Raw genomic sequence first — 16,842 nt, forward strand, 5'->3', positions numbered from 1 at the left:
CGGCTCGGCCTACCTCGGATCATGCCCCGGACCGTCACCGCTGGGCGCACCGCGAGTCAGGGATCCCGCGAGCGTGGGGTCACCTGTTGTTGCCGGTGCTCCTCGACGGTCCAGCCCCGGAGCCGCGACGGCCCCCGACGCCGCGAGGCCACGTCCCGGTGCCTCGAGGTCCCCTCCCGGAGCCAGGACGCGAGCCCTTCGAGCGATGGCGCGCCGTGACCGGCTGCGAGCCGACGTCCGGGCGATCGTCGAGCGCGATCCCGCCACGGAGCGGCCGCTCGAAGCCGTCTTCACCTCGCCCGGGCTGTGGGCTCGCTGGACGCATCGCTTCACGAGCTGGCTGTGGGCTCGGCAGCACCGGCTACTCGCCCGCGTGCTCGGCACGCTCGCGAGCCTCCTCACCGGCGTCGAACTCCATCCCGGCGCGGATATCGGCGAGCGCGTCGTGATCGATCACGGCCACGGCGTCGTCGTGGGCGAGACCGCGACAATCGGCGACGATGTCGTCTGCTACCACGGCGTGACGCTCGGGTCACGATCGGGTGGCCACGGTGCCCCGCCGAACGTCGATGATCGGGCGGGTCGCCACTCAGCCGTCCGGCGCCATCCGACCGTCGGCGATGGCGTCACGCTCGGCGCGCGTGCGACCCTCCTCGGCCCGATCGAGGTCGGCGACGGCGCGGCCATCGGAGCGGGTGCAGTCGTCGTCGACGACGTCCCTCCCGACGAGACCGTCGTCGGAGTGCCCGCGGCGCCGACTGGGGAGGATCGCGACGATCGATCACCGCCGCGTTGCAGGCGGTCGTGATTCGGTTTCGACGCCGATCGGGTCGGTCGTCGCCGGAACCTCACTGTTCGTCGAGCACGTGTCGGGCGACGATCTCCTTTTGAATCTGGGTCGTTCCCTCGTAGATCTCGGTGACTTTCGCGTCGCGGTAGTAGCGTTCGACGTCGAACTCCTGGACGTAGCCGTAGCCGCCGTGGATCTGGACGGCCTCGTTCGTGACCGTCATCGCCGCCTCGCTGGCGAAGTATTTCGCCATGCTCGCAGCCATCGCCGCGTCCTCGGTCCCGGCTTCGAGCTTCCGGGCGGCCTCTCGCGTCAGAAGCCGCGCCGCCTCGAGCTGGGTGCGCATCTCTGCGAGCTTGTGCCGGATCGTCTGGATGTCTGCGATCGCGCCGTCGAACTGCTCGCGTTCCTGGGCGTACGCGGTAGCGTCGTCGAGCGCTGCGTCCGCGAGTCCCACCGCCTGGGCAGCGATGGCGACCCGGCCACCGGTGAGGATCTCGAACGCTGCGGCGAGCCCGCGGCCCTCCTCCGTGAGTCGATTCTCTGCCGGAATCTCGACGCCGTCGAGGGTGATCGGTGCGGTGTCGGACCCCCGGAGTCCCAGCTTCGACTCCGGCTTGCCGACGTCGAACCCATCCGCGTCCGTCGGGACGAGAAACTGCGTGACGGTCTCGCCGTCGACGTCGTCGGGTCCGGCGCCCTCGGGGGCGCCCTCCGGGATGGCCTTCGCGAAGACGATCGCCACGCCCGCGCGGGTCGCGTTGGTGATCCACTGCTTCTCGCCGTCGAGCACGTACGTATCGCCATTTCGGCGGGCGACGGTGCTCATCTGGGCGGGGTTCGAGCCCGCGCCGGGTTCGGAGAGCGCGAACGCCCCGACGGGGCGGCCAGTCGCCATCTCGGGAAGCCAGCGCTCGCGCTGGTCGTCGCTGGCGAACGCGTCGATACAGCTACACGCCAGGCCGTGGACGGAGAGTGCTGTCGCGATCGAGAGCGAGCCGTAGGCGACGGCCTCGTTGCAGACGGCGTAGGTCACACGGTCCGCGTCGACGCCGCCGAACTCCTCGGGGACGGCGAGCCCGGTCAGATCGAGATCTGAGAGGTCGTCCCAGACGTCCTCCGGGAACGATTCGGTCTCGTCGGCCTCGCGGTCGGCGGGCCGTAGCTCCTCGACAGCGAACTCCCGGACGACGTCACGCATCGCACGCTGCTCCTCGGTCAGCTGCATACTGCCCCTTGCGCCGACGACGGGATAATCGTTGAGGCGATCGTCGTGGCCGATCCCGGCGGGGCGTGCACCGATCCGGTGCGTGGTGTCGCTACTCGTCGTCCACTGGCCCACTCGTCTCCACGTCCCCGGTGCGTCCGAGGACGCCCCCATCGTCGGAACTGCTCGGACCCGCATCGTCGATCTCGGCCGTGTCCTGTATCTGGCCCGGCGTCGCGGCGTGGGGATGCTCGGTGGCGAGCCACTGACCGACGGGTGTGCCGCGCTCCCAGTACTGTTCGAAGAGACTGCGGCCCCACTCGATGGCGGCGTCGCCATCGGCGACGACCTCGGACGTCGCGTCGAAGCTACCCGCCGGCGTCGGGAGCGAGAAGAGGAGGCGCTCGTCGGTCACCGTCATCGAGATCCCGGCGCTCTGGACGCGTATCGAGAGGTCGCCGAGGTCGGCGTCCGGGCCCGCGGGCTCGTCTTCGACCACGCGGCTCGCCATCTGGGGCGTCATCACGAGACGGCTACGCTCCGCGTCGCTCCCGAGGAGCGCTTCGGCGTGGCGATCGCTGTAGACGGGCGCGACGATGGCGACGGTGCGTGCCTCCTCGATCGCTCGCTCGACGCGGCGTGCCGCACGATAGGGATCGGTGTCCGGCGAACGGACGACGTCACAGCACTCGAGCCGGTCGATCGACCGGCGAAAGGACGCCGGCAGTCCGGTCGGATCGTGGTTCGCCCAGTACTCGGTGTCTCCGCCGATCACGCCGTCGAGGCGCTCACACCGTTGCACCGTGTCGGCCACGAGCCGCCCGGCACCCGTCAGTCCCCAGTCGCCCTCGTCGGTCTCCGCGACGAACCCCCGATCCGCCAGCCGCCCGAGCGCGTCGTAGACGGCGGACTCGCTCGCGTCACAGGCGACGACGACGTCCCGGCCGCTGTCGTCGCCGTCGGCGAGTCGCAGCAACACTTCGCGTCGTGCTGTCGATCCCAGCACGAAGGCGACTGCACCTGTCATGCCCGCCGGTTTCGCCCCGTCGCACATAGCTATGGTGGATGGCCGCTATGGAGATTGGTGACGGTTGTTCGTGTACGATACGTCAGAAAATGGGTCAATCTCTCCGGTGCGTCCATCGGCCGATCGACCGCCACTCCCGGCTGACTGGAACGTTCCAGCCGCTCTGGAGAAGACTATGGTAAGTGGAATGATAAATACTATGGTGTCCGTGGTCTAGTAGTGAACTGCAGCAACGGGATCCCTCCGGTGGGTCGCTGACGCCCACCGTCCCCTGCCCGCTGACCGTTGGCCCTCCAGTCGCTACCGTGGTCCACCGGCTGCAGATTCGCTCCGCTTTTCGCGGTTGATCCACGCCTCCATTTGGAACACCAGTAGCACCGACGCGATCGAACTCGGTCCGCCGTTCGTAGCTACTCCTCGACGAGGTCGACGCCGAGTCGCTCTTCCAGCGCGCGCACGATCGATCCGGGCACGCCGGCCTGGGTCGCCCGCCCCTGCTCGATCGCGAGCAGTACGGACTCCTCGAACTCCATCTCCTCGGCGAGCTCCTCACGCTGGAGTCCGGCGTCCTGGCGCGCCTCGGTCAGCGCCTCGCCGTAGCCCGTGACGAGGTAGGGAAGCGGGTCGTCGTCGTAGGCGGTGCCTTCCTCTTCCCAGTGGGACGAGTCGCCGTCCCAGACGTTGCTCGCTTTCGCGGCGTTCTGGGCCGCCTTGCGCTTCCGGTCGGACTCGGTGTCCTCGCGGCCGCCGCTGTCGTCCTGTTCGTTGCTCGATCTGGACTGCGTCTTCGCCGCGTCGTCGTGTGGCGCGCAGTCCCGACAGACGAGCAGCTGGGCGCCGGCCACCGTCGCTTCCCGGAGCGAGTCGGTCTCCGCTCCGCAGAGTTCGCAGGCGTCGCCGTCGCCCGAACCCCCGGAGCTACCCGTCGAGTACTTGGCCATGACCACCGCTATCGGCTCGCCCTATTTAAGGGTACGCCGTCAAGCCGCGCTAGTGATGGCACTCCCTCCTGTGATCCCGGCGTGGGTCCAAACGAAAGTGCTTTTACCAACCGGTGGGCAAGGTTCGGATGCGTCGATTCACTTGCGCGTGGGTAGCCAAGCCAGGCCAACGGCGCAGCGTTGAGGGCGCTGTCCCGTAGGGGTCCGCCGGTTCAAATCCGGTCCCACGCATTCCTGCCGCGAGCTACGTTCGCGAGCGGCAGGTATGGGCGGCCGGTTTGAGCCCTGTAGTCGCGGCTCGGACCGACGCGCCTCGCGCGCCGCATGCCCGGGACCGTCTTGCTCCGGTTCAAATCCGCTCCCACACTACACCGTTTTCCGAAGAGCGGGTCGCTCGGCGATACACTCCTCGAATCGACGATTCCCGCCCTGTCACCCGCGATCGCCCGGCGGGTCACCAAGTACCTAGGCTGCACGTATATGCACCCCCGCTGACGATCGGAGATCGAACCATGACCGACGCGGACCGATCGGAGGGCGGGGGATCACGACGCGATGGTGTCGTCACCCGACGACGGTTGCTCGCGGCCACCGGGATCCTGGCGAGCGGCCTCGCTGGCTGTCTGAACGACGGCTCCGGCGACGGAGACGACTCGGCTGGCAGTGGATCCGACGACGGGACTGGCGATCAGGGCGCCGACGGAAGCGATGGCAGCGACGACGCCGACGACGGTGACGACTCGGGACCGGTCGCGGGGTCGTCTGGCCCGGACGTCCCGCTCTATCGCTACGACCGGGCACAGACGGGAACCCACCCAGACGCGACGGGGCCGACCGAGACACCCTCAGAGCAGTGGCGGTTCCAGCAGGGGAGCCCGTCGACGGCCTCCGCGACTGTCGTCGGCGACGCCGTCTACGTCGGCGGGGCGGCGAACGTGCACGCTCGGTCCCGGGGAGACGGGTCCAAGCTCTGGGGGTACCAGACGGGCGATATCACGACCACACCCGTCGTCTCGGACGGCACGGTGTACGTCGGCAGCCGCCGCGGTCTGTACGCCCTCGACGCCGAGGACGGCAGCGAGCTGTGGGTTCACGAGCCCGAGACCGACCTCGGCACCGCAGGTGTCGGCGCCCCGACGCCAGCCGGGGACGTGATCGTGTACGGCTCGATGGCCCGGCGCGTCTACGCCGTGAATCGTTCGGATGGAAGCCTCGAGTGGGAGTACGAGACGGAGTCAGCCGTCAAGGCCTCTCCAGCAGTCGTCGACGGAACCGTCTACGTTCCGACGGGGGCGGGGAACTGCTACGCCCTCGCGGTCGCGGACGGCAGCCGCGAGTGGTGGCGCGAGTTCACTGGCATTCTCCAGAACGCGCCCGCAGTGGTCGACGGGACGGTCTACGTCGCGGGCGGCGGGTTCCTTCGTGCGCTGGACGCTGCCGACGGATCGACAGTGTGGGACGTCGAGTTCGGCGTCGGTATCGGGGCCGCCCCCGCCGTCGCGGACGGCACCGTGTACATCGCGATCAGCGCCCGGAACGAGCCTAACGTGTTCGCGATCGACGCTGCCGACGGCTCCACGACCTGGTCCTACGAGGCACCTGACTACGTGAACTCCTCACCGACCGTCGCCGACGGCATCGTTTACGTCGGCTGTGAGGACGCTCGCCTCTATGCGCTCGACGCCGGAGACGGTTCGAAACTGTGGCGCTCCCAGACGGAGTTTGGGATCGCCTCCGCACCGACTGTCACCGGGGGCACCGCCTACGTGACCGACTCCCAGTGGACGTACGCACTCCGCGAGTAGATGGCGACGTGTGGGTCGCGGAGCTCTCGACCGAGTCGTGCCGATCTCCGCGGCCGGGAGTTTCTTCGGTTGTCAGTGCCCACCACACTCCATGAGTGCAATCCAGGCAGAGGACCTGCAGAAGTCCTTCGGCGATCTCGCCGCGGTCGACGGCCTCTCGATTACCGTCGAGGCCGGCGAACTCTACGGACTGCTCGGGCCAAACGGCGCCGGCAAAACCACCGCCATCGAACTCCTGACCGGCCAGCTCGAGGCCGACGGCGGGAGCGCGAGCGTGCTCGACGTCGATCCCAGCGAGGATCCGATCGGCGTCCGCGAGCGCGTCGGCGTCCTGCCGGAGAAGGAGTCCCCGCCCTCCTTTCTCACGCCGCGGGAGTTCTTCGATTTCGTCGGGCGCGTCCGCGGGATCGACGACGCGGTGCTCGATCGCCGCGTCGGGGAGTGGGCGGGCCGGCTCGGGCTGACCGAGCACCTCGACACGATCGCGTCCGACTGCTCGCGGGGGAACCAGCAGAAGGTGATGATAGCCGCCGCCTTCCTCCACGAGCCCGACGCGGTGTTCATCGACGAGCCGCTCGCGAACCTCGACCCCATCGTGCAGGAGCGCGTGAAGGAGGCGCTCGTCGACTACGCCGCGGAGAACGCCGTCGTGCTCTCGACTCACCACGTCGAGGTCGCCGCCGAGGTCTGCACGACCGTCGGGATCGTCCACAACGGCCGGCTGGTCGCGGAACGCACCCCTACCGATCTCGCACCGGACCGAACCCTCCTCGACGAGTTCCTCGAAGCCGTGGAAGGGGACCACGCTGCCGTGGATGCCGGGGCCGCTGTTGCCGACGCCGAACCGGATGCCGCTGCCGACGGCGCGGGCGGCGCCGCTGCCGCGGCGCCCCAGGCCAGCAGCTCGAACGCCGACGCACCCGACGGCGACGACGGTCGATAACATGTCGGCGAACCGCGCTCTGTTCGGGGCGATGCTCCGCGAGGAGTGGCGCCTCCACGCCCGTCTCTTCGGCGGCTGGCGATTCGCCGCGTTCCCGGTCGTCGTCGCCTCGCTGGCGGCCTCTGCGGTCGCCGCGCTCGCCTGGGCCGGCGTCGAGGTCGCCGTCGCGATCGCGGGGCTCCACGCGCTGGTCTTCGCCTTCGGCCTCCAGACTGGCTCGATGGGTCTCGTCGCACAGGACGCGCTGGAGCGGGTGCTCGGCGAGATTTCGCTCCTCATGTCGACGTGGCACCACCTGCCGCTCTCGCGGAGCCGGATGATCGCGGCGTTCCTGCTGCGAGACCTCGTCTTCTACACGCTCTTGATCTTCCTGCCGCTCGCGGTGGCGTTCGTTCCCGCGGGACTGCTCTATGAAGACGCGCTGCTCGCCGCGGCCCCGAAGCTGGTCGTCTCGCTGCCTGCGACGTTCGCACTCGGCCTCGCGACGACGACCGCGATCATCGCGCTCGTCCAGCGAGGCGTCTCTGGGAAGCTCCTCGCGACCGGCGTGCTCGCTGCGGTCGGCGCCGGAATCTGGATGGGCCTCCCGATCGCCGCTGCGTCCCCCTACGGGCTCTACGCCGACCCCTCGCTCCTGGCGGTCGCCGGGACGGTCGTCGGGATCGCGATCACCGCGACGGTCGGTTTCGCCGGACTCGGTCGCAGCGAGCCCCGCCCCGCTCGAACGCGCGAGCCGGCGCTCGACGCCCTGGCCGATCGCGTCGGCGACGAGCGCGGACTCGTCGCGCGCTCGCTGCTCGAACTGTCCCGCTCGGCGGGCGGGCTCGGAACGATCGCGTTCTCCGCAACCGTCCTGCTCGCCGTCGCCGGTGGCGTCGTCGCGCTCGTCAGCCAGATCGCCGGCGTCGATCCCCAGGCCGGGCTGACCTTCGGCCCACTGCTCGGACTCTCGGCGTTCACGAGCTACAACTGGCTGACGACCGCCGCCGACGCGCCGTCCTATCGGCGGTTCCCGCTCTCGATCGGCGACGTGATCGCAGCCAAGCGCCGCGCGCTGGCGCTCGTCGGGCTGCCCACCGGCGTCGCCGCACTACTCGTCGCGCTCGCCTGGCTCGGCACGACGCCCACCGACGCCGCGTTCGGCGTCCTGCTGTTCGTCGGAGTCCACCAGTACGTCGGCGGGCTGACCGCTTTCCTCGCTGGGCTCCAGCCCAACGAGTTCCTCTTCGACACACTGCTGTTCACGGCCTTCGGCGCAGCGGTGCTCGTGCCGGTCGCACCGCTGCTGGTCGTCGGGCTCGTCGTTCCGTCGCCGGGGGCGGTGCTGCTCGGCGCGGTCGCCGTGACTGCGCTCGCCCTCGGTGCGATCGGAACCGTGCTCGGCCGGCGGGCCGGGCCACGGTGGGAGGCGCGCTACCAGCGCGGGGACGTCGAGTAGCCGGCGGCTCTCCTTCGCTACCCGTCGTCGTTGCTCTCGCTCGTCACCCCTCGTCGTCGATTCTACCCGGCGCCCGTCGCTGCTGCTCTCACTCGTGTCCTTCTTTCTACAGCTCCCCTCGCACACTCGCACTCTCAGTCCGTTCGCCACTCGAAGAGCCGATCGCCGGAGTCCGCACACTCCAGCACCACGACGGTGTGGCTGGTGCAACACGACTCGACGACCTCCTCCGACAGCGTCGCCTCGCTCCCGTCCGGACACTCCTCGGCGAACACCCGAAGTCCGTTGACGAGAGCGGCCCGCTGTGGCGGCGTCAGCCCCGCCCACGCCGGCAGCTCGTCGGCGAGGATCCGGGCACCGGCGACGTCCAGGCGCTTCGCCGGGGTCGAGGGCCACTCGAAGATTCGCCGCGAGTTCTCGGTGACGACCGTCCCCTCGCCGTACTGTCGAACGCCGATGGCCTCGGCGTCGAATCCGACCTCGACGGCTGCCACGCTCGGATCGGGATCCTCCGGGACGTCGGTCAGTGCGGCCGACCAGGCCTCGCCGAACGCTTCGGTGAGGCAGAGGTCAGTGCCGTCCTCGCAGGGCTCCACCGCGCCGGCGTCGAGCAGTAGTCGCTCCTGTTCGGTCTCTGCGGCTCCATCCGGATCGCCGACGCTGTCCTCGAAGGGGTTCTCCGCCGCTGCACTCCCTCCGGGTCCGACGGGTGGCGCCTTGCCGAACGCGCGCAACATTCGATCCGGCATGTAGCGCTTCGTCAGCGTCGGCGTCTTCGGGACGAGATACCCTCGAAGCCAGATGCTCGCGCTGGCCAGCACGGCGAACGCTGCGCCCACCGCGAGCGCGGGGACGAGTCCGAGTAGCTGTGCCCCGATCGCCACGAGCGCTGCGGTGAACAACACCGTCAGGAGCGCATTGACGTACGTACACGCCATACACCGATTCTCGCCGGTGTACTCCGGGCGGCGAATGCGATCGAGGGCAGACATCGACCAGACGAACACAGCGAGCGTCCGAAGGCGTTTCGCTCCGCTCCGTCGGGCCTGCCTCTCCTCACTGCCCTCCCCCTCGCCGGTAGCCGGCGCCTTCCAGGTGTAGACGGTCGTCTACGACGTCGAACCGACACCCGGCTTTTTGCCGCCGCCCGCCCTACGAGCCGATCATGCAGGTACGCCAGGCCACGGTGGCGGAGGGTGACGCGATCCGCGACGTCGTCCAGCGATCCATGCTGTCCTCCTACTCGCTCGGGCCCGGCACCATCGAGGCCGCCGTCGACGAGTGGTTCGGCGACGACGCGCTCGAAACCAAGTTCGCGGACGACCACCGCACGCTGCTCCTCGCCGAGCGCGACGGGACGGTCGTCGGCGTCGCTGACGCTGCGTTCGTGGCCAAAACCGGCACCGGCGACGTACTCTGGATCCACGTCGACCCGGACTTTCGCGGCGACGGCACCGGTCGCACGCTCTTCGAGCGCGTGACCGACCGACTCGCCGACCACGGTGCCGATCTCGTCCGCGGGCTCGTCCTCGCGAACAACGCCGACGGCAACGCCTTCTATCGGGAACTGGGGTTCGAGCACGTCGGCGAGCGCGAGGTCGACATCGACGGCACGCCTTACACCGAGCACGTCTACCACGACGAGGGCCGCGAGCGCGTAACCGTTCTAGAAGACGACGGCCGAGAGGTCTACGTCGACCTCGAGGACACGAGCCGGGGCTCGCTCGGCCCCTTCTTCACCGTCTTCAGCGACCCCGATCGCACCGAGCGCTACGGCTTCCAATGTGGGCACTGCGAGGCGCTCGCGACCGCGATGGACTCGATGGGTCGCGTGGAGTGCGGCGAGTGTGGCAACACCCGGACGCCGACGCGCTGGGACGCCGCCTACCTCTGAGAAGGCCCGACGGAACTCGGCGATCGGTTGACCGTTCGCCGGGTCGGGTGTCCGCGACCGGCACGCCCAACTATCTCGCCGCTAAATCCGTTCGCATGCTGCGAGCATTTCTCCGCGATCGCGTCCGCGCGGCGACGGCCGTCCTCGGTACGGTCTCGCTCGCGCTCGTCTTCGCCGCCGCCGGCCAGCGGATCCCGACCGCGCTCCTCCCCAGCGCGCCGGACGCATTTCTGGACCTGATTCCCCACCTCAACGCCGGGATCAGCCTCCTCGCGATCGCCGCGATCGCGCTGGGCTGGCGGGCGATCCGGCGCGGTGACGTCGACCGTCACCGGAAGCTGATGGTGAGCGCTGCTGGACTGTTCGGGGCCTTCCTCGCGCTCTACTGTTACCGCGTCGCGCTGCTCGGCCCTCACGGGTTCCCCGGCCCCGACGCGATCTACCTGTACCTCTACCTCCCGCTGCTGGCGATCCACATCCTGCTCGCGATGGTCTGCGTGCCGTTGTTGTACTACGTCGGGCTGCTCGCCGCGACGCGGTCGATCCCGGAGATCCGGGCGAGCCCGCACGCGAAAGTGGGTCGCGTCGCGGCCACGCTCTGGCTCGTCTCCTTCGGGCTGGGCGTCGTCGTGTATCTGTTCCTGTACGTCGTGTTTTGAGCGGAGGTGCGCTCTCCGCAACTGGCTGTCTTGCGACTGCAAACCGCCCGGATGGGGTGTCCCAGGAGCGACGAATCGTGGATGACCCACGGAACTCCGCGGGCCGCTGACCGTCGGAGCGACGCTCGGTTGACATCCCCTCTCGTTCTTCGCTCGCTCAACTCCACCCAGGGGGACTGGAGGGGGCTTCCGAGTTGGCAACGAACTGTGCGGTCCGTCGTCGCACCTAGTCCCACCGATCCTCCGTCGCCCACCTTCACTTTCACCGGGCTTCAGGAATTCCATTACCCTCGCGGCTGCCCTCTCCGTGGGTATGGACAGACAGCTGCCCACGCTCGACCCGGGCGTGACGCTTCTCGAAACGGACGACGCGCCGACGGCGCTCTACCGTCTCGTCGGCCGCCATCTCGCTGACGCCACTACCGATACGGATGGTCCTGCCTACTGGCTCGACGCGCGCAACACCGCCTCGCCAGCGACGATTCGCGAGCACGCACCGGGGAGCGCGACGCGGTCGATCCGCGTTGCCCGGGCGTTCACCGGCTACCAGCACTACGAGTTCGTCCGCGCGCTGCCGGGGCGAGTCGCTCCGGGCGCGTCGCTGATCGTCGTGCCGAACGTCGGCGCGCTCTACGCCGAGGACGACGTCCCCGAATCCGAGGCCGACGCGATGGTCGACGTGACCTGCTCGCTGCTGGCGGCGGTCGCGAACGGCTTCGACGTGCCGGTACTGATCACCGCGCCGGCGCCGACCTACCGCGAGCAGATCCGGGCCGTCGCGGATCACACGCTCACCGCCGAGCGCACCCGGGCCGGGCTCCGCGTCGAGGGGGCCGACTTCCAGACCGATCTCTATCTGGACGACTGGGGCTACCAGACGACGATCCCCTACTGGGTCGATCTGCTCGGCGAGGCGACCACGGCACGTTCGGCGCCGCTGGGCGCGCCGGAACCGACGCCGCTGGGTGTCTGAGATGGGTCGGACGCGCCGCACCCTCCGCGACCAGTTCGACGCCATCGAGCGGGAGTGGACGCCGTTCCGCCGGTCGCTTCGCCGGCACCACCAGCCCGCCTTCGACCGGCTGTTCGACCGCGCGCGGAGCCACGCCGACGCCGCCGGCCAGCAGAACGCCCCCGATCGCTGGCGGGCCTTCGTCTTCTGCGTCCTGCTCGCTCAGGAGCGCGCGATCGCGGAGCGGGAGGAGACCATCGCTCAGCAACGCCAGGCACTCGATGCGCTCGGGGAGCGCGTGGACGCCCTCGAGGCTGAATCGCCCGGCGACCGCCCGGAGTGAATGGCCTTCACCATCGACGTCCGGGAGGACGGCACGCCGGTTCGGTGGGCGCTCGACGCCGACGGCGGCGCCACGCCGACTGCCGATCCCGACTACCAGCCGACGATCTACGCGGCGGCGCGGGACGACCGCGACCGGCCGCTCGCGTGGCTCGCCGACGCGCTCGCCGACGATCCGAAAGTCGTCGCCGTCGAACGCGTCCGGAAACACCGCTCGCTGCGGGCAGAGGGCCCCTCGCCGATGCTCGCGATCCGCCTCGACCGTCTCGACGAGGTGCGACAGGTCGCCCGCGAGATTCGCCAGCGCGAGCAGGAGGCGTTCCTGCCCGGTACGTTCTCGCTCTACGACGTCGATCTCGATCCGGGGTTCCGGTACGTCGCCGATCGCGGGTTCGATCCGACGCCCGAGCGCGAGCTGGCGGTGCTCGACCTGGCGCTGCCGGAGCCGGCGGTCGCCGACGGCGACGTCGGGCCGCTGCGGATCGACGGCGATCCGGCGGTGGGGGACGGGTCCGCGGGCGCGGACGCGGCCTCACCGGCTGCGGCCGTCGCCGACGCCGTCGAGACCGAACTCGATTCTCGCGATCCCGACGTCCTCCTGCTCTCCTCCGGCGAGATCGTCCCGCTGCTCGCCGCGGCCGGCGTCGATCTCGGCCGCCGGCCGGGGTTCAGCCGGCTCGCTGGCGAAAGCACCTACGTCAGCTACGGCCAGGTCGGCCACTCGCCGGCGCGCTACGACGTTCCGGGCCGCGCGCTGATCGATCGATCGAACAGCTTCCTGTACGGCCACTCGAACCTCGCCGGCCTCCTCTACTTCGTGGAGCGGGCTGGGAAGCCACTCCAGGAGCTCGCGACGGACTCGATCGGCGGGGTGCTCACCGCGATCGAGATTCGCGCGGCGCGCCGGTGGGACGGCCACCACGTCGCCGACGAGGAACGCGAGGACGGCGTGCCCGCTCCCTGGCAGAAACGCCAGACTGAGGACTGGAAGTCCCTCGAAACGCTGCACACCGCCGACCGCGGGGGGTTCACCTTCCAGCCCGAGGCAGCCGTTCACGAGGACGTCCACGAGCTGGACTTCGCGTCGCTCTACCCCAACATCATCCGCAACTACGGCGTCTCGCCGGACACCGTCTGCTGTGATTGCTGTGACAGCGCGGCGGTTCCGGAGCTGGAGTACAGCCTCTGTGAGAACCGTGACGCCTTCCTCGCGCGGGTGCTCGGGCCCCTCCTCGACGACCGAAGCGACGCGAAGGCCCGGCTCCGCGAGGCCGGTTCGGGCGAGGACACTACCGACGACGAGGCCGTCGTCGAGGCGATCAAGTGGGTGCTCGTCTCCTGTTTCGGCTACCAGGGCTACCGCCACGCGAAGTTCGGCCGCATCGAGACTCACGAGGCGATCAACGCCGTCGCTCGCGAGATCATGCTCACCGCGAAACGGCGCCTCGAGGACGCTGGCTGGCGCATCGTCCACGGCATCGTCGACAGCGTCTGGGTGACGGCCGCATCGGATCGCGAACAGCGACCGGTTCGCGAGGTCGCCGACGAGATCACCGACGAGGTCGAGATCCGTCTCGAGTACGAGGGCTGCTTCGACTGGGTCGCCTTCTGTCCGCGCAAGCGCGCCAGCGGGGCGGCGCTCATGCGTTACTTCGGGCGCTGGGCCGACGAGACGGTGGATGTGCCGGACTCGACGGCGGCAGACCCGGCAGCCGCCGTCGACTTCGACGACCGCTACAAACTCCGCGGGATCGAGGCGCGCCAGCGGTCGACGTGCGAGTTCGTCGCCGACGCCCAGCGCGACCTCCTGGCGACCGTCCACCGCGAGCGCGCCTCCGAGGCGGTCTGCGATCGGCTCGAACGCCACCTCCGGGAGCTCCGCGCGGGCGCGGTCGATCCCGCCGACCTGGCGATCACCCAGCGCGTGACGAAGACTGCCGAGGCGTACGAGCAGTCCACGCGGGCGAAGGCCGCTCTCGAGCGCGCTGCAGCCGTCGGTGTCCCGCGCTCGCCCGGACAGTCCGTCGAGTACGTCGTGGTCGACGACGATTGCTCGGGGCCCGAACGGGTGCGTCTGGCCTTCGAGTCCGACGACGCGTGGCCTGCTGGCCGGCGCTACGACGCCACGTTCTACGCCGATCGGCTCGTTCGGGCCTGCGAGAGCCTGATCGCGCCGCTGGGGTGGGAGGAGGGTCGGATCCGGTCCCACCTCCAGCGCGATCGCGACGTGGCGCTGTCGGCCTTCGGCGAGTGAGCGTCGGTCGCCGCGCGGGACGGCGGCCAGCCAGCCACCACCCTCCCCTCACCCATCCATCCTTCCACCCGTTCACCCATCCACCGTCCCTACGGCGACGCCGTCTCGTTGCCGCCTGCGTCGGATTCGGGCGGCTGCTCGGACAGCTCGTCGAACCTGTCCTGTGCCTCTTGCCGCCGTTTCGCCGTCTCGGCGCGATCGACGGTCGCTAGCGCGAGCGAGGTGCCTTCGGGGACGTCGAGTACCATCCCTTCCTTGCGTGCGGCCTCGGGAAGGACCGCGGCGGGGACCGTTTCGGTGCCGGAGCCGTCGTCGAAGATGACCACGGCCGTCTCGTTCTCGATACGGTCGACCACGGCAGTGCGCGTGCCGGGATCGTTGCTCTCTGTTTCCTCGGCGTCCGTTCCGTCGTCCTCCGCGTCGTTGTCGTTGGGCTCACTGTCGTCCGCGTTCGGATCCGGGGCGTCGCCGCCGTCGGCATGGTGCCCGCCCATCGCGGCCTCGATCTCGTCGATCAGGGCCTGGACGCTGGATACGGAGAACATCGACAGGAGCGTCGCGAGTACGTCTCGTCTGAACACGCCGATGGTCGCCGCGGAATCGGTCATAAACGTGTGGAGCGGACTGGTGGGCGCGGGGTGCCGTGGTGGGGTGCCGATCGTCGATGGGTCCGCGCCACCGGTCGATCCGACCGCCACAAGCAGTATCCTTATGCACGAGCCTCGGGTACCCCGCGGCTATGGGCGTCAGGTGCACGTTGCTCGGGCACAGGTACGGCGAGGCGGAGATCGAGCGCGAGCGCGAGGAGCGCGGCGAGGAAGCGGTCGTGACGATTCGGGAGGTCGAGACCTGCTCGCGATGCGGGGACCGATCGATCGTCAGCGAGAACAAGGAAGTGACGACGGCTGGGAGCGCCGCCACCGTCGCGACCCCCGACGATGCCGACGCTGCGCCGACGAGCGAGCCGCGGCCGACGGAGACCGACAGCGGTGACCCCGTCGCCGAGGAGAGCGCCGCCGAAATCGTCGACGAAGCGGATCTCGACGCTGGACCGGAGGGAAGCGACGCGGCCGACGGCTCTGCGGACGACTCTTCCGACGCATCTGCTGCGGACTCGCCCGAGGGCCCCGAGCACGATCCCGAGACGGACGACGGCGTCATTCTCGATGACGACGCCGATGACGACGAACCCGAGGAACGGGAGTACGGCGAGTGGCCGGACGCCGACGAGGACCACGCCAGCGCCGAGGCCGACCCCGCAGCTGCCGATGCCGAGGAGCCAGATCCCTGGCCCGACAGCGACGACGATGCCGACGAAGGGTACGACGCAACGGTGCCCGACGGCGAGCCGGCGGCGGACGTCGAGTATCCCGGCGCTGCCGACGCCGAACCGACGGGCGACGCGGAGCCGGCCGACGATTCGGACGCTGCCGGCGCCGAATCCACGGCAGAGGAGCCGACGGACGACGCCGAACTGCTCGGCGAGTCCGACGAGCCGACCCACCGGCAGGCCGCGGGAACGGACTCCCAGCCGGCCGACGACGGCGCGGAGTTCGAGCGCGCACGCGAGTCGAGTTCCCCCAGCGCTCCGGCAACGGGCGGCACAGAACTCTACTGCCCCGCGTGTGGCTACCGGGACCCCAGCCACGACGGGTCCCTCCGCGAAGGCGACATCTGCCCGGAGTGCCGGAAGGGGTATCTCGCTGCTGGCGAGTGAAGCGGGGACGTCCGGACGATCCGACGCTGTTCTGCGGTACTCTTCGTCGCTGCCTCATCGCTTTCTACACCTGCCGTATACGCTGCGTCTGCACAACTTCCAGCACTTCGGCAACCGCCTGTACCGCTTCGCGTAGCGTAGCTGCGGATAGTCAGCCGGGTACTCGGTGTGTCGGCACCGTCGTGCGGTCGGTTGTTCGATGCGCTCGCTATTCGGTACCTCGCCAGCGCTGTCGCGAACACAACTCCGGACGACTGCCGCCTCAACGCGAGCATTTATGTCCTGCCACGACTTACCATACCATGTATGGCGTCAGCACCCGACAGCGCGGGCGACGACATGTTCGACGAGTTTCTCACTGCTCGTGGCCACGATCACTCCGCCTGGGAGTCCGAATACAACAAGAAGCGCTGTCCGGAGTGTGGCGGAATTCACGACGTCGAGGCGACAGACTGCTCGGTGTGTGGGTGGCAACCGGGCCACTGAACGGAGCGCCCAGTTGCGAGACGCGGCCCACTCGCTACCCCGCGGTTTCCGGCCCCGATTCGCCCCTGACAGAAGGTGATGCCGGGACACTGCCGACGACGATTACCGGGACAGCGGCCAGTTCGCGGGCCAATAAATATCAGAAAACATTACTGTTCCGGAACGATTATAGTACGTTATTTCATTGCAAAGATTGGGAGATACGAATGCCGGAATGTCAGAATTGCGGATCGTTCGTCACCGAGGCCTACGCGCGTGTGTTCACGCCACGCGGCGTCGAGGAACCTCGCGTCTGCCCGGACTGTGAGGACAAGATCCGGGACGGTAGCGACGTTCGCGAGGCGCGCTCGCCGCGAAACAACTGACGGATCGACGGCGATTCTCCGG

The 16,842-nt window shown here is 69.3% G+C and carries 17 protein-coding genes and 1 tRNA gene; 13 read left to right on the forward strand and 5 right to left on the reverse strand.

Features of this window, described 5'->3' with window-relative positions; translation table 11 throughout:
• Positions 1–205: 205 nt before the first annotated feature.
• The gene (gene epsC, locus MXF70_RS06320) at positions 206–808 is read left to right on the forward strand and encodes a serine O-acetyltransferase EpsC (RefSeq protein WP_248518153.1); all 603 of its coding nucleotides are present in this window, start codon (positions 206–208) and stop codon (positions 806–808) included.
• Between the two features lie 40 nt (positions 809–848).
• Here the strand turns inward: epsC and MXF70_RS06325 are convergent, their stop codons facing one another.
• The 3 genes from MXF70_RS06325 to MXF70_RS06335 form a co-directional block, all read right to left on the reverse strand.
• Positions 849–2,018, reverse strand: coding sequence for an acyl-CoA dehydrogenase family protein (locus tag MXF70_RS06325; RefSeq protein ID WP_248518154.1), 1,170 nt, complete (start codon positions 2,016–2,018; stop codon positions 849–851).
• Between the two features lie 91 nt (positions 2,019–2,109).
• Positions 2,110–3,024 (reverse strand): helix-turn-helix transcriptional regulator, encoded by a 915-nt coding sequence (locus MXF70_RS06330; protein WP_248518155.1) that lies wholly within the window; start codon positions 3,022–3,024, stop codon positions 2,110–2,112.
• 410 nt (positions 3,025–3,434) lie between these two features.
• Positions 3,435–3,965, reverse strand: coding sequence for a helix-turn-helix domain-containing protein (locus MXF70_RS06335; RefSeq protein WP_248518156.1), 531 nt, complete (start codon positions 3,963–3,965; stop codon positions 3,435–3,437).
• A 146-nt stretch (positions 3,966–4,111) separates the two neighbouring features.
• Between MXF70_RS06335 and MXF70_RS06340 the strand changes: the two genes are divergently transcribed.
• The 4 genes from MXF70_RS06340 (at position 4,112) to MXF70_RS06355 (ending at position 8,151) form a co-directional block, all read left to right on the forward strand.
• Positions 4,112–4,196: transfer RNA gene (locus tag MXF70_RS06340), tRNA-Leu, on the forward strand.
• A gap of 281 nt (positions 4,197–4,477) precedes the next feature.
• Complete coding sequence (locus MXF70_RS06345; RefSeq protein WP_248518157.1) at positions 4,478–5,770, forward strand: outer membrane protein assembly factor BamB family protein; 1,293 nt, start codon at positions 4,478–4,480, stop codon at positions 5,768–5,770.
• 91 nt (positions 5,771–5,861) lie between these two features.
• Positions 5,862–6,713, forward strand: a complete 852-nt coding sequence (locus MXF70_RS06350) for an ABC transporter ATP-binding protein (RefSeq protein WP_248518158.1) — start codon at positions 5,862–5,864, stop codon at positions 6,711–6,713.
• A 1-nt stretch (position 6,714) separates the two neighbouring features.
• The gene (locus tag MXF70_RS06355) at positions 6,715–8,151 is read left to right on the forward strand and encodes a phosphatidylglycerol lysyltransferase domain-containing protein (RefSeq protein ID WP_248518159.1); all 1,437 of its coding nucleotides are present in this window, start codon (positions 6,715–6,717) and stop codon (positions 8,149–8,151) included.
• A gap of 134 nt (positions 8,152–8,285) precedes the next feature.
• Here MXF70_RS06355 and MXF70_RS06360 read toward each other — a convergent pair whose 3' ends face one another.
• Entirely contained in the window at positions 8,286–9,143 is an 858-nt protein-coding gene (locus tag MXF70_RS06360; RefSeq protein WP_248518160.1) for a DUF8054 domain-containing protein, read from the reverse strand.
• Positions 9,144–9,316: 173 nt separating this feature from the next.
• Here MXF70_RS06360 and MXF70_RS06365 point away from each other — a divergent pair, with 173 nt between their 5' ends.
• The 5 genes from MXF70_RS06365 to MXF70_RS06385 all read left to right on the forward strand — a co-directional run bounded on the left by MXF70_RS06365 (position 9,317) and on the right by MXF70_RS06385 (position 14,252).
• On the forward strand, positions 9,317–10,045 hold the full coding sequence (locus tag MXF70_RS06365; RefSeq protein WP_248518161.1) for a GNAT family N-acetyltransferase: 729 nt from the start codon (positions 9,317–9,319) through the stop codon (positions 10,043–10,045).
• 95 nt (positions 10,046–10,140) lie between these two features.
• Positions 10,141–10,704: a DUF420 domain-containing protein gene (locus MXF70_RS06370; protein ID WP_248518162.1), complete on the forward strand. Its 564-nt coding sequence runs from the start codon at positions 10,141–10,143 to the stop codon at positions 10,702–10,704.
• A 313-nt stretch (positions 10,705–11,017) separates the two neighbouring features.
• Positions 11,018–11,677 (forward strand): P-loop NTPase family protein, encoded by a 660-nt coding sequence (locus MXF70_RS06375; protein ID WP_248518163.1) that lies wholly within the window; start codon positions 11,018–11,020, stop codon positions 11,675–11,677.
• Between the two features lies 1 nt (position 11,678).
• Positions 11,679–11,999 (forward strand): DUF8156 family protein, encoded by a 321-nt coding sequence (locus tag MXF70_RS06380; protein ID WP_248518164.1) that lies wholly within the window; start codon positions 11,679–11,681, stop codon positions 11,997–11,999.
• Positions 12,000–14,252: a type B DNA-directed DNA polymerase gene (locus tag MXF70_RS06385; RefSeq protein WP_248518165.1), complete on the forward strand. Its 2,253-nt coding sequence runs from the start codon at positions 12,000–12,002 to the stop codon at positions 14,250–14,252.
• Between the two features lie 89 nt (positions 14,253–14,341).
• Here the strand turns inward: MXF70_RS06385 and MXF70_RS06390 are convergent, their stop codons facing one another.
• Positions 14,342–14,833, reverse strand: coding sequence for a DUF3006 domain-containing protein (locus MXF70_RS06390; protein WP_248518166.1), 492 nt, complete (start codon positions 14,831–14,833; stop codon positions 14,342–14,344).
• Between the two features lie 158 nt (positions 14,834–14,991).
• Between MXF70_RS06390 and MXF70_RS06395 the strand changes: the two genes are divergently transcribed.
• From MXF70_RS06395 to MXF70_RS06405, 3 genes are all read left to right on the forward strand, one after another.
• Complete coding sequence (locus MXF70_RS06395; RefSeq protein ID WP_248518167.1) at positions 14,992–15,969, forward strand: DUF7093 family protein; 978 nt, start codon at positions 14,992–14,994, stop codon at positions 15,967–15,969.
• Positions 15,970–16,275: 306 nt separating this feature from the next.
• Positions 16,276–16,455 carry an HVO_0416 family zinc finger protein gene (locus MXF70_RS06400; protein WP_248518168.1) on the forward strand — a complete coding sequence of 60 codons (180 nt, stop codon included), beginning with the start codon at positions 16,276–16,278 and terminating at the stop codon, positions 16,453–16,455.
• 206 nt (positions 16,456–16,661) lie between these two features.
• The gene (locus tag MXF70_RS06405) at positions 16,662–16,820 is read left to right on the forward strand and encodes a DUF7563 family protein (RefSeq protein WP_248518169.1); all 159 of its coding nucleotides are present in this window, start codon (positions 16,662–16,664) and stop codon (positions 16,818–16,820) included.
• The last annotated feature ends 22 nt before the right edge of the window (positions 16,821–16,842 follow it).

Origin of the sequence: Salinarchaeum laminariae (assembly GCF_023204835.1) — an archaeon.
GTDB classification, from domain to species: Archaea; Halobacteriota; Halobacteria; order Halobacteriales; family Salinarchaeaceae; genus Salinarchaeum; species Salinarchaeum laminariae.

Bases quoted from the DNA above. Each gene is read 5' to 3' on its own strand.
- epsC (WP_248518153.1), top strand. From the start codon at position 206: ATGGCGCGCCGTGACCGGCTGCGAGCCGACGTCCGGGCGATCGTCGAG.
- MXF70_RS06325 (WP_248518154.1), bottom strand. From the start codon at position 2,018: ATGCAGCTGACCGAGGAGCAGCGTGCGATGCGTGACGTCGTCCGGGAG.
- MXF70_RS06330 (WP_248518155.1), bottom strand. From the start codon at position 3,024: ATGACAGGTGCAGTCGCCTTCGTGCTGGGATCGACAGCACGACGCGAA.
- MXF70_RS06335 (WP_248518156.1), bottom strand. From the start codon at position 3,965: ATGGCCAAGTACTCGACGGGTAGCTCCGGGGGTTCGGGCGACGGCGAC.
- MXF70_RS06345 (WP_248518157.1), top strand. From the start codon at position 4,478: ATGACCGACGCGGACCGATCGGAGGGCGGGGGATCACGACGCGATGGT.
- MXF70_RS06350 (WP_248518158.1), top strand. From the start codon at position 5,862: ATGAGTGCAATCCAGGCAGAGGACCTGCAGAAGTCCTTCGGCGATCTC.
- MXF70_RS06355 (WP_248518159.1), top strand. From the start codon at position 6,715: ATGTCGGCGAACCGCGCTCTGTTCGGGGCGATGCTCCGCGAGGAGTGG.
- MXF70_RS06360 (WP_248518160.1), bottom strand. From the start codon at position 9,143: ATGTCTGCCCTCGATCGCATTCGCCGCCCGGAGTACACCGGCGAGAAT.
- MXF70_RS06365 (WP_248518161.1), top strand. From the start codon at position 9,317: ATGCAGGTACGCCAGGCCACGGTGGCGGAGGGTGACGCGATCCGCGAC.
- MXF70_RS06370 (WP_248518162.1), top strand. From the start codon at position 10,141: ATGCTGCGAGCATTTCTCCGCGATCGCGTCCGCGCGGCGACGGCCGTC.
- MXF70_RS06375 (WP_248518163.1), top strand. From the start codon at position 11,018: ATGGACAGACAGCTGCCCACGCTCGACCCGGGCGTGACGCTTCTCGAA.
- MXF70_RS06380 (WP_248518164.1), top strand. From the start codon at position 11,679: ATGGGTCGGACGCGCCGCACCCTCCGCGACCAGTTCGACGCCATCGAG.
- MXF70_RS06385 (WP_248518165.1), top strand. From the start codon at position 12,000: ATGGCCTTCACCATCGACGTCCGGGAGGACGGCACGCCGGTTCGGTGG.
- MXF70_RS06395 (WP_248518167.1), top strand. From the start codon at position 14,992: ATGGGCGTCAGGTGCACGTTGCTCGGGCACAGGTACGGCGAGGCGGAG.
- MXF70_RS06400 (WP_248518168.1), top strand. From the start codon at position 16,276: ATGGCGTCAGCACCCGACAGCGCGGGCGACGACATGTTCGACGAGTTT.
- MXF70_RS06405 (WP_248518169.1), top strand. From the start codon at position 16,662: ATGCCGGAATGTCAGAATTGCGGATCGTTCGTCACCGAGGCCTACGCG.